At 73.8% G+C, this 15,015-nt stretch carries 11 protein-coding genes; 5 read left to right on the forward strand and 6 right to left on the reverse strand.

The features are described 5' to 3' along the window. From ACXJKG_RS12325 to ACXJKG_RS12335, 3 genes are all read right to left on the reverse strand, one after another. The coding region (locus ACXJKG_RS12325) for a ChbG/HpnK family deacetylase (protein ID WP_456846051.1) at positions 1–794 on the reverse strand (794 nt) is incomplete at its 3' end. Beyond that, positions 791–1,555, reverse strand: coding sequence for a glycosyltransferase family 2 protein (locus ACXJKG_RS12330; RefSeq protein WP_456846052.1), 765 nt, complete (start codon positions 1,553–1,555; stop codon positions 791–793). The genes ACXJKG_RS12325 and ACXJKG_RS12330, both read right to left, overlap by 4 nt. Further along, the gene (locus ACXJKG_RS12335; protein WP_456846053.1) at positions 1,552–2,748 is read right to left on the reverse strand and encodes a hypothetical protein; all 1,197 of its coding nucleotides are present in this window, start codon (positions 2,746–2,748) and stop codon (positions 1,552–1,554) included. The genes ACXJKG_RS12330 and ACXJKG_RS12335 overlap by 4 nt, the downstream gene beginning before the upstream one ends. A gap of 107 nt (positions 2,749–2,855) precedes the next feature. On the opposite strand from ACXJKG_RS12335, the gene ACXJKG_RS12340 reads away from it, so the two are divergent. After that, the gene (locus ACXJKG_RS12340) at positions 2,856–3,710 is read left to right on the forward strand and encodes a hypothetical protein (protein WP_456846054.1); all 855 of its coding nucleotides are present in this window, start codon (positions 2,856–2,858) and stop codon (positions 3,708–3,710) included. Here the strand turns inward: ACXJKG_RS12340 and galE are convergent. Beyond that, positions 3,707–4,672 (reverse strand): UDP-glucose 4-epimerase GalE, encoded by a 966-nt coding sequence (galE, locus tag ACXJKG_RS12345; RefSeq protein ID WP_456846055.1) that lies wholly within the window; start codon positions 4,670–4,672, stop codon positions 3,707–3,709. The genes ACXJKG_RS12340 and galE overlap by 4 nt on opposite strands. An 86-nt stretch (positions 4,673–4,758) precedes the next feature. Here galE and ACXJKG_RS12350 point away from each other — a divergent pair, with 86 nt between their 5' ends. Continuing rightward, entirely contained in the window at positions 4,759–5,844 is a 1,086-nt protein-coding gene (locus tag ACXJKG_RS12350; RefSeq protein ID WP_456846056.1) for a carboxylate-amine ligase, read from the forward strand. Here ACXJKG_RS12350 and ACXJKG_RS12355 read toward each other — a convergent pair. Then, a complete protein-coding gene (locus ACXJKG_RS12355; RefSeq protein WP_456846057.1) occupies positions 5,841–7,073 on the reverse strand; it encodes an NAD(P)/FAD-dependent oxidoreductase in 1,233 nt (410 codons plus the stop codon). The two genes, ACXJKG_RS12350 and ACXJKG_RS12355, sit on opposite strands and share 4 nt — an antisense overlap. A 185-nt stretch (positions 7,074–7,258) precedes the next feature. On the opposite strand from ACXJKG_RS12355, the gene glgX reads away from it, so the two are divergent. Genes glgX through treZ form a run of 3 tightly spaced genes read left to right on the forward strand, consistent with a single transcriptional unit; the run spans position 7,259 to position 13,816 of the window. Next, entirely contained in the window at positions 7,259–9,511 is a 2,253-nt protein-coding gene (glgX, locus tag ACXJKG_RS12360) for a glycogen debranching protein GlgX (protein WP_456846058.1), read from the forward strand. Continuing rightward, a complete protein-coding gene (treY, locus tag ACXJKG_RS12365; protein WP_456846059.1) occupies positions 9,508–12,024 on the forward strand; it encodes a malto-oligosyltrehalose synthase in 2,517 nt (838 codons plus the stop codon). The genes glgX and treY overlap by 4 nt, the downstream gene beginning before the upstream one ends. 4 nt (positions 12,025–12,028) lie before the next feature. Then, positions 12,029–13,816 (forward strand): malto-oligosyltrehalose trehalohydrolase, encoded by a 1,788-nt coding sequence (gene treZ, locus ACXJKG_RS12370; RefSeq protein WP_456846060.1) that lies wholly within the window; start codon positions 12,029–12,031, stop codon positions 13,814–13,816. A gap of 10 nt (positions 13,817–13,826) precedes the next feature. Here the strand turns inward: treZ and zapE are convergent, their stop codons facing one another. Beyond that, positions 13,827–14,870 (reverse strand): cell division protein ZapE, encoded by a 1,044-nt coding sequence (gene zapE, locus ACXJKG_RS12375; RefSeq protein WP_456846061.1) that lies wholly within the window; start codon positions 14,868–14,870, stop codon positions 13,827–13,829. Positions 14,871–15,015: the final 145 nt, after the last annotated feature.

Below are 15,015 nucleotides of genomic sequence, written 5' to 3' on the forward strand. Positions count from 1 at the left end.
GCCGCGGCGACCGCGCCACGGGTCGCGGGGTCGACGAGCATCGCGAGCTCGTCGGCCCACCGGTAGTCCCAGCCGAAGCGGCCCAGGTCCGGGTCGCCCGCCTCGGCCGGGTGGCAGTTGACCTCCAGGCTCGCAGCGCCCCGCCGGGCCGCGTCCGCCAGGGTCCGTCGGAAGCGTGCGCCGTCGAGCCGTCCCGCCTCGTCCAGGCCGGCGTAGTCCGCCGTCGTCGTGCGGCCGGCGGCCCGCAGCGTGGACCGGGTGCGGCACGCGAGCGTGCGGACCCCCAGCCCGACCGGACCGTGGCCGTGGCTACCGGGCAGGCGCACGGCAGGCACGCCGGCCGTGCGGGCGAGGTCGGCGACGACCCGGCCGACGGAGGGCCAGAGATGCGTGTGCTGGTGCGTGTCGACGTGGGTCACCGGCACCCCGACGCCCAGGACGCGCTGGAGCTGGGCGTCGAGCTCGCGGCGGACGTCGTCGGGGTCGATGCGCCCCAGGATCCCGCGCCGCACCACCGTGCGGTAGCTCAGGGGGAACGCACCGGACCGGTCGACCAGCGTCGGGATCTCCCGGGCGGACAGCAGCGGGGGGTCCTCGCCGACCAGCGCGAGGTGGGCCCCGAGCTCGAGCGTCGGCACGCTGCGCAGCATCGCCGCGGCGTCGTCGAACTCCCGCCCGACCGCGAGCAGGGACGTCGCGGTCACCACGCCGTCCTGGTGCCCACGGCGGACGGCGGCGTTGACGCCCCGGGTCAGGCCGAGGTCGTCGGCGGTGACGATCAGCAGCCGGCTCATGACCCGGCGACGAGTTCCACGTGCTTGAGCTCGCCGCGCAGCTGCAGCATCTCCCGCACCATGGTGCGGATGACGGCGAACGACGAGAGCGTCGAGACGCCCCGGGTGCGCGGGAAGTAGTCGACGCCGATCTGCAGGATCTGGAACCCCGAACGCTGCGCGCGGATCACCAGCTCGGCGTCGATGAACGACCCCTCGCTCTTGAGCGTCACGTGGTCCAGGACCCGGCGGCGGCACAGCTTGAACGCGAAGTTGATGTCCCGCAGGCGGGTGCCGAACAGGAGCCGGATCAGGCCGTTGTAGAAGAAGGAGTAGACCGCCCGGCGCGGCCCCTCACCGGTGCGGTCCAGCCGGTACGCGCTCACCACGTCGACCTCGTACATCTGCAGCACCCGCAGCGCGCGGGCGACCTCCGTCATCTCGAACGGCAGGTCCGCGTCGGTGTAGAGCACGACGTCGCCGGTGGCCGACGCGAAGCCCGTCTTGATCGAGCCGCCGAGCTTGCGGTTGACCGGGTGGTGCACCACGCGGACGTGCCGGTCGGCCGCGGCGAGCCCGTCCGCCAGCTCGGGCGTCGAGTCGGTCGACGCGTCGTCGACCACGATCAGCTCGTAGTCGAGGATCCGACCGTCGGCGACCAGGTCCTCGCAGACCGCCCGGGCCGCGTGGACCGCGCGGTGGATGTACTGCTCCTCGTTCCACATCGGGAAGAAGATCGAGAGCTTCTYGAACGCGTCGGGGGTCTGGGGAGCGACGGTCATGAGACCTCCACCGATCTGCCGTAGAGGTACGTGAGGACGAGCAGGAGCCCGGCCATGAAGACGAGCACCGCGACGCGGATCCACCGGTGCCGCAGCCCGGCGAGGAAGTCACCCGCGGCGGCCATCACCGGGAACGCGACGAGCACGTACCGCCCGGTGCCCATGAAGTCCTTGGTGCCCAGGAGCGGGATGAGCAGCACGACGACCGTGTACGCGGTGTACCCCCAGCCGAACCGCAGCCACACCCGCCGCACCAGCAGGACCGCGCACAGGCACGCGATCGCCTGCAGGGTGAGCAGCGCGGCGATGTCCCACGGGCCGTGCAGCAGCGTGCCGGCGTACACGAGCTTGAACCACGTGCGCGGCCCGACGCCCTGGTTCCAGCCCGGCGACGACTCGGTCTCGATCCACGCCAGCGGGTGGCCGAACGTCACCCCGAGGTACACGCACCACACGATCACGCCGAGGACCGACGCGAGCACGCCGACCTGCCGCAGCCGGACGTCCCGCACGGCGCCGACGACGTCGCGCCAGCCGACCCCGGCCGCCCGCTCCCCGCGGTCCTCCGCCAGGAGCTCGAGCGTGCGGACGACCAGCCCGACGGCGACCGCGACGCCCACCGGCCGACCCGCCGTGGCGAGCGCTCCCACCAGTCCCGCGCCGAGGTACCAGCGCCGCTCGAGCAGCAGGAACGCCCCGATCGCGCACAGCAGGAACAGGGAGTCGGCGTACATCGCCCCGTAGAGGAAGAACGAGTACGGGTAGAGCATCAGGACCGCGATCGCGAGCACCGCGGACCGCCGCGGCAGCCGCGCCCACACCCACCGGGCGAACAGCAGGACAGCCGCGAGCCCCGCCAGCATCCCGAGCACCGAGCCCGCCAGCTGGACGTCGCCGAGCACGTCGCCGAGCCCCCGGACCCCGAGCGGGTAGACGGGGAAGAACGCGATGGACGACTGGCTGCCGGGCGTGAAGAAGTACCCGTCGGTGGCGATGCCGTAGTACCAGCCCGAGTCGCCCTGGAACCAGCCGTCGAGCCACGACGGACCCTGCAGGACCGGCGTGCCGGCGGCGTCGCGGTACGCGTTGGTCAGCCCGAGCAGCGCGGAGAGGAGAACCGAGACGGCGACGAACGCCGCGGCGACCACGCCCCAGCGCAGCCGGGCCTGCCGGCCCGTCACCTCGTCGTGCACGTCTGCCCCCTGCGCGCTTCGCCCGCACAACTCCGCGTGGAGCATAGGGTGCCTCCGGCGTGCTCGGAGCGGCTGACACGCGCCGCGGGACGACGGGGGGTCGACGGGTGGGGCTCGCGCTGCTGTGCGTCGCCGCCGCGGCCGTGTGCTCGGGCACCGCGGTGGTGCTCCAGGCGTCCGCGGTCCGGCACCTCCCGGCCGACGTACGCCTCGGCAGGTCGCTGGTGAGCGGCCTCGCCCGCAACCGCGTCTACCTCGTGGCCCTGGTGCTCGTCGCCCTCGGCGCAGGGCTGTCGTTCGTCGCGCTGCGGACCCTCCCGCTCTTCGCCGTCCAGGCCGGCCGGGCCTCCAGCCTCGCGGTCTCCGCGATGCTCTCCGTCATGTTCCTCGGCGCCCGGCTGCGCTGGACCGACTGGCTGGGCCTGTCGGGCCTCGGGGTCGGGCTGGTCGTCCTGGCGCTCACCGTCGAGCCCGAGACCGCGGTCGCCGTCACCGACGGCACCACGTGGCTGGTGGTCGGCGCGACGGTCGCCATCGGCGTCCTCGCGGCGGTCGTCGCGGCAGGTCGGCCGACCCGGTGGCGGGGTCTGGTGCTCGCCGGTCTGGCCGGCACAGCCTTCGGCGTCACCGCGCTCGGCGCCCACGTGGTGCGGATCAGCAGCCTGACCGGCGTGCTCGCCGACCCCGTCGCCTGGTGCGCCGGGCTGTGCGGGATGCTCGGCCTGGCCGTCGCCGCGCTCGCGCTGCGCCGCGCACCCGTGGTGCCCGTGACCGCCCTCATGGTCGGCATCGAGACGGTGACGGGCGCGGCGCTGGGCATCGCGCTCGCCGGCGACCGACCCGCGGCCGGTGCCGCCCCGGCCTCCGCCGCCGCGTTCGCGCTCGTGCTCGGCGGCGCCCTCGTCGTCGCGCGCTTCGGCGCCCCGGAGTCCGTGCAGGCCGAGGCCCACCTCCCGGACTAGCGGGCGCGCCACGCCTCCCATGCGCTCGACACCACCTCGTCGCACCCGAGCTCGGCCACCCAGCCGAGGTCGTCCCGGATGCGGTCCACGACGGCGACCACGGCCGCGGGATCGCCGGCGCGTCGAGGGGCGGCCACAGGGGTCGTGTCCAGCCCCGTCACCTCGCCGATCCGCGCCAGGACCTCGAGCACGGTCGAGCCGCGGCCCGTCCCGACGTTGTAGGTGTCCCCCGGCAGGTCCCCGGACTCGAGGGCCGCGAGCGCCGCCACGTGCGCCCGGGCCAGGTCGAGGACGTGCACGTAGTCCCGCTCGCAGCTGCCGTCGCGGGTCGGCCAGTCGGTGCCGAACACCCGGGGCTGCTCGCCGCGGTCGAGGCAGGCCAGCGCCTGCGTGACCAGGTTGAGCTCGCCGGTGTCGCCCAGCTCGGGCCAGCCGGCGCCCGCCACGTTGAAGTACCGCAGCGAGACGGCGCGCAGGTCGCTCGACCGGGACACGGCACGCACCAGCTGCTCGCCCGCCAGCTTGGTCCGGCCGTACGGGCTCAGGGGCACGGTCTCGTCCTGCTCGCTCACCAGGGGGTGGTCCGGGCAGCCGTAGACGGCGGCGGACGACGAGAACAGGAACGGTTCCACGGCGGCCGCACGCGTCGCCCGCAGCACGTTCCCCAGACCCCCGACGTTCTGCGCGTAGTACCAGAGCGGCCGGGCGACGGACTCGTCGACCCGCTTGCGCGCGGCCAGGTGGATGGCGGCGGTGACCCCGTGCTCCACGCAGGCGTCCGTCAGCGGCCCCACGCTCGCGGCGTCGGCGAGGTCGAGCCGGACGAGCGGCACGCCCGGCACCCGCGAGGCGGACCCCGTGCTGAGGTCGTCGACGACGAGCACCTCGCGGCCGGTCTGCCGCAGCAGTCGGACCACGTGTGCTCCGATGTAGCCGGCCCCCCCGGTCACCAGCACTGTCACGGCCTGGACACTAGCGGTTCACAGCGTGCTGACAGGGTCATTTGGTAGAGCGCGCGGTCCGCGTCGAGGTCCCCCACACTGAGCCGATGCGGACGGTCGGTGTCGAAGAAGAGTTCCTGCTGGTCACGCCCGAGGGCAGGCCGACGTCGGTCGCGGTCGCGATGCTGCGGCTCGCCTCGGCGGACGGGCCGACGGGTGGCGACGAGCCGGGCGGGGACGTCGAGAAGGAGTTCAAGCAGGAGCAGATCGAGACGTCGACGCACCCGTGCACGGACCTCGGCGCGCTGGCCGACGAGATCCGGGAGGGGCGGTCGCGCACGGACCAGCTGGCCCGCCGGGCGGGGGCACGCGTCGCCGCGCTGGCCACCGCCCCGCAGCAGGTCGAGTCGACGGTCCTGCCCGACCGGCGCGCGCACGCCATCCGCGCGGAGTTCGGCCAGACGGCCCGCGACCAGCTCACCTGCGGCTGCCACGTCCACGTCGAGGTCGCCGACGACGAGGAGGGCGTCCGGATCCTCGACCACCTGCGGCCGTGGACGCCCGTGCTGCTGGCGCTGAGCGGCAACAGCCCGTCGTGGCAGGGCACCAGCACCGGCTACTCGTCCTACCGCTCGCAGGTGTGGGGCCGCTGGCCGACCGCGGGACCGACCGCGCCGTTCGGCGACGCTGCGGGCTACCGCGCGGTCATCGACGACCTCCTGCGCTCGGGCGCGATCCTCGACGAGGGGATGGTCTACTTCGACGCGCGGCTCTCGTCGCGCTACCCCACCGTCGAGGTCCGCGTCGCCGACGTGTGCCTCGACGCCGACGACGCGGCCCTGCAGGCGGCGCTCGTGCGGGGCCTCGCGGAGACCGCCGGCACCGAGGGGGTCGCGCAGCCCCGCACCGAGCTGATGCGGGCGGCGACCTGGCGGGCCGCCCGCTCGGGCCTGACCGGCGACCTGGTCAGCCCCTTGTCGGGCAAGCCCCTGTCGGCCGCCGAGGTGGTCGCGCAGCTGGTGGAGCACGTCCGCCCGGCGCTGGCCGAGTCCGGCGACCTGGCCTGGGTCGAGCGACAGGTGGCCACCGTCCTGCGCCGGGGCAACGGCGCGATCCAGCAGCTGGGCTGGCGCGCCGAGGGTGCCGACGACGACGAGGTGGTCCGCCGGGCCGCCGAGCGCACCCTCGGCTAGGGCAGCAGGTCCGCCAGGGGCACGTCCGGGTCCGCCAGCCGGTCGTGGTCGATCACCGCGCGCGAGCGGATGAGCGCCTGCACGTCGTCGACCACGTCCCACACGTTCACGTTCATCCCCGCCAGCACGCGGCCACCGCGCCGCCAGAACGCGATGAGCTCGCGGCCCTGCAGGTCGCCCCGGATGACGACCTCGTCGTACCCGTGCGACCCCACGTGGCCGGCGTACTCCATGCCGAGGTCGAACTGGTCGGTGAAGAAGTACGGGAGCGCGTCGAACGGCTCGTCGGCGCCGACGATCGTCGCCGCGGCCGTGGCGGGCTGGTTGAGCGCGTTCGCCCAGTGCTCGACCCGGACGTGGGTCTCCAGGAACGGGTGGTAGGCCCGGGCGATGTCGCCGACGGCGAGCACCTGGCGGTGCGACGAGCGCAGGTGCGCGTCCACGACGACACCGTCCTCCACGTGCAGCCCCACGGCCTTCGCCAGCTCCACGCGCGGCGCGGCGCCGATGCCGACGACGACCAGGTCGGCGTCGACCAGGGTCCCGTCGGCGAGCTCGACGGCGCCCACGTGCGTCCCGTCGCCGGACGCGACGATCTCGGAGATCTCGGTGCGGGTCCGCAGGTCGACGCCGTTCTCCCGGTGCAGGTCGGCGAACATCGCCGCGAGCTCCGGTCCCAGGACCCCGAGCAGCGGCAGCGGGTCGCGGACCAGCACGCTCACGCTGCATCCCGCGGCCCGCGCCGCGGCGGCGACCTCGAGCCCGATCCACCCCCCGCCGACGACCACGACGCGCAGGCCTGCGGTGAGCCGGGCCCGGAGGCGGTCGCTGTCGTCGAGGGTCCGCAGGTACACGACGCCGGTCAGCCCCGCACCGGGCACGTCGAGCCGGCGCGGCGCGGACCCGGTGGCGAGCACGAGGTGGTCCCAGCCCGTCCGCGTGCCCGAGCCGTCGATGACGTCGTGCGAGCCGAGGTCGATCGAGGTGACCGTCGTGCCCAGGCGCAGGTCGACGTCGTGCTCCGCGTACCAGCCGGCGGGGTGCACGAACGCGCCGTCGCGCTCGTCGCTGCCCTGCAGGTAGCCCTTCGACAGCGGGGGCCGCTCGTACGGGCGCTCGGTCTCGGTGCCCAGCAGGACGACCCGTCCGTCGTACCCACGCCCACGCAGGCCCTCGACGGTCTTGGCGCCCGCCAACCCTGCCCCCACGACCACGACCTGACCGCTCACGGCTGTCCTCCACCTCGTCGGCCCGCCGGCGGGCACAGGGGTGCCGCCCAGCGTCGGCCGAGTGCCGAAGGCCAGCGCACCAGGTCGTACGCCCCGGCGCAACGGGTGGCGGTGTGTCGAAGTCCACCCGAGGTTCCTCGTCGCACCACGCGCCAGATGGACGGCTGACTGGCACGCTGGCATGCATGCTGATGTGGCCGGGACGCCCCTACCCCCTGGGCGCCACCTACGACGGGACCGGGACGAACTTCGCCCTGTTCTCGGAGGTGGCCGAACGAGTCGAGCTGTGCCTGTTCGCCGACGACGGCACCGAGACCCGGGTGAACCTGACCGAGGTCGACGCGTTCGTGTGGCACGGGTTCCTGCCGGCGATCGCCCCCGGGCAGCGCTACGGCTACCGCGTGCACGGTCCGTACGACCCGGCGCAGGGCCAGCGCTGCAACCCGAACAAGCTGCTGCTCGACCCCTACGCCAAGGCGATCGACGGACAGATCGACGGCGACCCCTCGCTGTACTCGTACCGGTTCGACGCGCCAGACGCGCGCAACGACGACGACTCCGCCGGCCACACGATGACCTCCGTCGTCATCAACCCGTACTTCGACTGGGGCCACGACCGCCCGCCGCAGCACGAGTACCACGAGTCGGTCATCTACGAGGCGCACGTGCGCGGCCTGACGATGCAGCACCCGGCCGTCCCCGAGGAGCTCCGAGGTACGTACGCGGGCATGGCGCACCCCGCGGTCATCGAGCACCTCACCTCGCTCGGCGTGACGGCCGTCGAGCTCATGCCCGTGCACCAGTTCGTCAACGACCCGTCGCTCGTCGAGAAGGGCCTGTCGAACTACTGGGGCTACAACACCATCGGCTTCTTCGCCCCGCACAACGGCTACGCCGCGTTCCAGCACGCCGGCCAGCAGGTGCAGGAGTTCAAGGCGATGGTCAAGGAGCTGCACGCCGCCGACATCGAGGTCATCCTCGATGTGGTCTACAACCACACCGCCGAGGGCAACCACATGGGCCCGACGCTGAGCTTCCGGGGCCTGGACAACGCCAACTACTACCGGCTCGTCGACGAGGACCAGGCGCACTACTTCGACACCACGGGCACCGGGAACTCGCTGCTCATGCGGTCGCCGCACGTGCTGCAGCTGATCATGGACTCGCTGCGCTACTGGGTTCTGGAGATGCACGTCGACGGCTTCCGCTTCGACCTGGCGGCCACGCTCGCCCGGCAGTTCCACGAGGTCGACCGGCTGTCCGCGTTCTTCGACCTCGTGCACCAGGACCCGGTCGTCTCGCAGGTCAAGCTCATCGCCGAGCCCTGGGACGTCGGCGACGGCGGCTACCAGGTGGGCGGGTTCCCCCCGCTGTGGTCGGAGTGGAACGGCAAGTACCGCGACACGGTCCGGGACTTCTGGCGCGGCGAGCCGTCGACGCTCGGCGAGTTCGCCAGCCGCCTGTCGGGGTCCTCGGACCTGTACGAGCACACCGGCCGGCGCCCGATCGCGAGCGTGAACTTCTTCACCGCGCACGACGGCTTCACGCTCACGGACCTCGTGTCCTACAACGAGAAGCACAACGAGGCCAACGGCGAGGGCAACAACGACGGCGAGAGCCACAACCGGTCCTGGAACTGCGGCGTGGAGGGACCCACGGACGACCCCGCGATCACCACCCTGCGCGCGCGTCAGCGCCGGAACTTCCTCACCACGCTGCTGCTCTCGCAGGGCGTCCCGATGATCGCCCACGGCGACGAGCTGGGCCGCACGCAGCAGGGCAACAACAACGTCTACTGCCAGGACAGCCCGCTCTCCTGGGTCGACTGGGACCTCGACCAGGACAAGACCGACCTGCTGGAGTTCACGCGTCGGCTCGTGCGGCTCCGTCAGGACCACCCCGTGTTCCGACGCCGTCGCTTCTTCGCCGGCCAGCCGGACCTCTCGGACCAGTCCGACCTCCTCGACCTGGCCTGGCTCGCGCCCGACGGCCACCACATGCGCGACGAGGCCTGGGGTGCGGACCACGCGCGCGCCGTGATGGTCTTCCTCAACGGTGACGCGATCGCCGAGCCCGACCTGCGCGGCCAGGAGATCGTGGACGACAGCTTCCTCGTGCTGTTCAACGGGCAGCCCGACGCCGCCACGTTCACGCTCCCGCAGAGCCGGTTCGGGGACGTGTGGACGGCGGTGGTGGACACCGACTCGCAGATCGAGGCCGGGAGCACCGTCACGGCGGGCACCACCCTCGAGCTCCGGGAGAAGTCGATCATCGTGTTCACCCGTCCCTCGATCCTCCCGTCGCCGACGTCGTCGGGCATCGGCGCGGTGGCGGCGGCGGCCAGCGAGGCGGCCAAGCAGACCAGGGGCCGCAAGCACGCGGAGTCGGCGGACGAGAAGCCGAAGCGACGCACCACCCGGCCGCGCCCGTCCGCATGAGCGACCCGCGCCCGACGCCCACCCGCCGGCTGCCGACGGCGGGCCGGCCCGTGCCGACGTCGACCTACCGGGTCCAGCTGGGCGAGGACCTCACGCTCGACGACGTCGCGGGGCGGGTGCCGTACCTGGCGTCGCTCGGCGTGACGCACGTGTACCTGTCGCCGATCCTGCGCGCCGCGCCCGGCTCCACCCACGGGTACGACGTCGTCGACCACGACGAGATCGCGCCCTCGCTGGGCGGGCTGCCCGCGTTGCGCCGGCTGGCCGACGTCGCGCACGACGTGGGCCTCGGCCTGGTGCTCGACATCGTGCCCAACCACATGGCCGTGCCCACGCCGGTCTGGCACAACCGCGCCCTGTGGTCGGTGCTCGCCGAGGGCCCGGACTCCCCCTACGCCGACTGGTTCGACGTGGACTGGTCCGCCGGCGACGGCGCCGTCCTGATGCCGGTGCTGGGCGACCGGATCGGGGCCGTCCTGGGGCGCGACGAGCTGCAGCTCGACGAGGTCGAGATCGAGGGCGACGGCGAGGGCACCCGGACCGTGCTGCGGTACCACGACCACGTCTTCCCCGTCCGGCCCGGCACCGAGTCCCTGCCGCTCGGCGAGCTGGTCGAGCGCCAGCACTACCGCCTGGCGTACTGGCGGGTCGCCGACGAGGAGCTCAACTATCGGCGGTTCTTCGACGTCGGCACCCTCCTGGCCGTCCGCGTCGAGGACCCCGCGGTGTTCGACGCCACGCACGCGCTCGTCCTGTCGCTGCTGGCCGACGGGACCATCGACGGGCTGCGGATCGACCACCCGGACGGCCTGGCCGACCCCGCCGGCTACCTCGCGCGGCTGCGCGAGGCGAGCGGCGGAGCCTGGGTGGTCGTCGAGAAGATCCTCGAGGGCGACGAGACGCTCCCGCCCGACTGGGAGACCGCCGGCAGCACCGGGTACGAGGCCCTCTGGCGGATCCAGGAGACGTTCGTCGACCCCGGCGGCGCGGCGGTCCTCGGCGCGGTCATGCACCGGCTCACGGACGACACGTCGGACGCCTTCCCGGCGATCGCCGAGCAGGCCAAGCGGGAGATCGTCGACGGCCCGCTGTACGCGGAGGTGCACCGGCTGACGTCGCTCGCGGCCGACATCTGCCGCGCCGACCTGCGCCTGCGCGACCACACCTGGCGCGCGCTCGAGGACTGCCTGATCGAGCTGCTCGTCGCGTTCGACCGCTACCGCGCCTACGTCGTGCCCGGCGAGACGGTGCACCCCGAGTCGCTCGAGGTGCTGCAGACGGCCGCCGTGCACGCCCGCGCCCGGCTCTCGCCCGAGCGCAGCGCGACCATGGACGTCGTCGTCGACCTGCTGCTCGGCCGCGAGGTGGGGAGCGCCGGGCGCACGCGGGGACCCCGCCGGGACGAGCTGGTGGTCCGGTTCCAGCAGACCTGCGGCGCCGTGATGGCCAAGGGCGTCGAGGACACCGCGTTCTACCGCTGGACCCACCTGACCGGCCTGTGCGAGGTCGGCGGGAACCCGGAGCAGTTCGCGCTGACCCCCACCGACCTGTCCGCGTGGGCCGCGGAGATGCAGGTCTCGGCGCCGCTGGGGATGACGACGCTGTCCACGCACGACACCAAGCGCGGCGAGGACACCCGGTCGCGCCTGGGCGTGCTGAGCGAGCTCCCCCGCGAGTGGTCGGTGCTGGTCGACGCCCTGCGCGCCACCTCGGCCCCCTACCGCAGCGCGCTGCTCGACGGCCGGACCGAGTACCTGCTGTGGCAGACGCTGGCCGGCACGTGGACGGACGAGGGCCCGATCACCGAGGACCGCCTGGTCGAGTACCTGACCAAGGCGATCCGCGAGGCCAAGAACCGCACGACGTGGACCGCGCCCGACGAGGCCTACGAGCGCGCGGTCCTCGACGCCGCACGGCAGGCGCTCGTCGACCCCGTCGTCGCCGGCCTGCTCGGCGACTGGGAGGTCCGCACGCGGCCCGCGGTCCGGGCCACGACGCTCGGCACCAAGCTCGTCCAGCTCACGCTGCCCGGGATCGCCGACGTCTACCAGGGGACCGAGGTGCCGAACCCGGTGCTCGTGGACCCGGACAACCGCCGGCCCGTCCCGCTCGAGCCGCTGGTGGCCCGGCTCGCCCGCCTCGACGACGGCGCCGGACCGCGGGACCTCGCCGACGAGAAGCTGCTGGTCACGTCCCGGGCGCTGCGCCTGCGCCGGTCGCTGCCGGAGGCGTTCGTCGGCCCCGACAGCGGCTTCCTGCCGCTCGCCCACTCCTCCGGGCACTCGCTGACGTACGCGCGCACGGTCGCCGGCGAGGCCCGGGTCGCCGTCGTCRCCACCCGCCTCGCCGCGTCCGTCGACCGGCTCGGCGGCTGGGCGGACCACACCGTCGCGCTGCCCGACGGCGACTGGCACGACGTCCTCACCGACCGGCCCGTCGCCGGCGGCGTCGTGGACGTCGGCCCCCTGCTCGACCGGCTGCCCGTCGCTCTGCTGGTGCGGGCCGAGGGCTGAGCTCGTGATCCCTCGTGTCTGGGCGCCCGCTGCGGCGCGCGTCGACCTCGTGCTGGGCTCGTCGCGGGTCCCGCTGTCCGCCGAGGACGGCTGGTGGTCCGTCGACCGCGACCTGCCGCACGGCACCGACTACGCGTACTCCGTCGACGGCCGCGACCCGCGCCCGGACCCGCGCAGCGCCTGGCAGCCCGCCGGGGTGCACGGCCCGAGCCGGGTGTTCGACACCTCCCTGTTCAGGTGGACGGACGCGGGATGGTCCGGGGTCGACGCCCGCGGCCACGTGACGTACGAGCTGCACGTCGGCACCTTCACGCCGGGGGGCACGCTCCTGTCCGCGATCGAGCACCTCGACGAGCTCGCCTCGCTGGGCGTCGACCTGGTCGAGCTSATGCCGGTCGGGCCGTTCAGCGGCGTGCACGGCTGGGGSTACGACGGCGTCGSCACCTTCGCCRTGCACGAGCCGTACGGCGGRCCGGCSGSCCTGCAGGCGTTCGTCGACGCCGCSCACGCCCGCGGCCTSGGCGTCTGCCTCGACGTCGTGCACAACCACATGGGCCCGTCCGGCAACTACCTCGGGGAGTTCGGCCCGTACTTCACCGACGACCACCAGACGCCCTGGGGCTCCGCGATCAACCTCGACGGCGACGGGTCGCCCGAGGTCCGGCGGTGGGTGTGCGACAGCGTGCTGCGCTGGTTCCGCGACTTCCACGTCGACGCCCTGCGCCTGGACGCCGTGCACGCGCTGATCGACTTCTCGGACCGCCACCTGCTCGCGCAGCTGGCCGATGAGGTCGCCGCGCTGTCCTCCACCCTGGGTCGCCCGCTGTCCCTGGTCGCCGAGTCCGACCTCAACGACTCCGTGGCGGTGACGCCGACGGCCCTCGGCGGCTGGGGCATGACGGCGCAGTGGGACGACGACGTGCACCACGCCATCCACGCCTTGGTCACGGGCGAGCGGCACGGCTACTACGGCGACTTCGGCGCCCCCGAGACGCTGCACAAGGCGCTGACCAGCGTCTTCGTGCACGACGGCGGCTGGTCGTCCTTCCGCGGCCGCGACTGGGGCCGCCTCGTGCCGCCCGGGACCGACGGCCACCGGTTCGTCGTCGCCGCCTCGACCCACGACCAGGTGGGCAACCGCGCGCTCGGCGACCGCCCGTCCGCCCGCCTCGACCCCGGCCGCCTCGCCGTCGAGGCCGCCCTCGTCCTGCTCTCCCCGTTCAGCCCGTTGCTCTTCATGGGCGAGGAGTGGGGCACCCGGACCCCGTGGCAGTTCTTCACCGACCACCCCGAGCCGTCGCTGGGCGCGGCCGTGCGTGACGGCCGGCGCCGGGAGTTCGGCGGCCACGGCTGGGACGTCCTCTACGGCGGGGACATCGAGGTCCCGGACCCGCAGTCCCCGGCCCCGTTCCGCGACAGCATCCTCACGCGCGAGGAGCTCGACGACCCGGCCCACCCCGAGCACGCCCGACTGCGCGACTGGTACCGGGAGCTCATCGCGGTCCGCCGGGCCGTCCCGGACATCGCGGCCGGCGACCTGTCGGCCACCGACCTCGTCTGGGGCGGCGCCTCCGAGCGCGAGCAGGAGGACGTGCCGTGGGACGGCTGGATGGTGCTGCACCGCGGGTCGGCCCGCGTCGTGATCAACCTGTCCGGCGAGGAGGTCGCCGTCCCGGTGCACACCGACGACCCGCTGGACGTGGTCGCGGCCTGGGACCCGGCCTCCGTCGAGGCGACCCCCGGTGGCGCGCTGGTGCTGACGCCGCCGCGCTCGGTCGTGGTCCTGGCCTGAGCTCGGCGCGTCAGGCGACGAGCGCGGCGCCGTCCGCGGCGAGCGAGCCCAAGCGCGACAGCGCGCGGTAGTACTTCTTCCGGTACCCGCCGGCGAGCATCTCGGGCGAGAACAGGTCCTTCTCCCCCGCCCCGCCCAGCAGGACGGGCACGTCCCGGTCGTAGAGCCGGTCGACCAGCACGACGAGCCGCAGCGCGACGTCCTGGGTCGGCACGGGCCGCACGCCGGTGAGGGCGACGAGCCCGATGCCGTCGAGGAGGGCGCCGTACCGGCTCGGGTGCACCGTCGACAGGTGCGCGAGCAGGTCGCCGAAGTCGTCGAGCGTCGCGTCGGTGCGCGCGGCGGCGGCGGCGGCCACGGCGTCCTCGGACAGCCCGTCGGCATCGGTCACCACGGACCGGTGCCGGTAGTCGTCGCCGTCGACGCGCAGGACCTCGAAACGGGCCGCGAGCGCCTGGATCTCGCGCAGGAAGTCCTCGGCTGCGAAACGGCCCTCGCCCAGCGAGCCGGGCAGCGTGTTCGACGTGGCCGCGAGCGCCACCCCGCGGTCGGCGAGCTCTCGCAGCAGGCGGGACATGAGGACGGTGTCGCCCGGGTCGTCCAGCTCGAACTCGTCGATGCAGACCAGGCGCCGGGTGGCCAGGGCCTCGACTGTCGGCAGGAAGCCGAGGGCGCCGACGAGGTTGGTGTACTCGACGAACGTGCCGTAGGCCGCGTCCGAGACCCCGACCGCGTGCGCGAGCGACGTGAGCAGGTGGGTCTTGCCGACGCCGAAGCCGCCGTCGAGGTAGATCGCCACCGGCGTCGACCTGCCGCGCTTCAGCCACGAACGGGACGGGCCGCGCCGGATCTCCTCGGCCGCGGCGGACAGGCGCGCGACGGCTGCGGCCTGCGACGGGTGCGCGGGGTCCGGGCGGTAGGTGGCGAAGGACTCGTCGGCGAAGTGGCGGGGCGGCACGAGCTCGGCCAGCAGACGGTCCGGCGGGACGACCGGCCGGCGCTCCGTGAGGCTGGGGGTGCCCGTCGACGCCAGCACGGGGTCCGGGGAGGTCACGATCGAGCAGCCTACGTCGCTCCCGCCGGGCCTCCGAATCACGACCGGATCGGTCCGCTTATCGCGTTCTGGACGCCCGTCCCACATATCGACCCGAACATCTCATGATCCGGACACCCTCTCCCGTGTTCCACGCTCACGTGAC

Source organism: Cellulomonas sp. P5_C6 (assembly GCF_054049635.1).

Bases quoted from the DNA above. Each gene is read 5' to 3' on its own strand.
- ACXJKG_RS12350 (WP_456846056.1), top strand. From the start codon at position 4,759: ATGCGGACGGTCGGTGTCGAAGAAGAGTTCCTGCTGGTCACGCCCGAG.
- glgX (WP_456846058.1), top strand. From the start codon at position 7,259: ATGCTGATGTGGCCGGGACGCCCCTACCCCCTGGGCGCCACCTACGAC.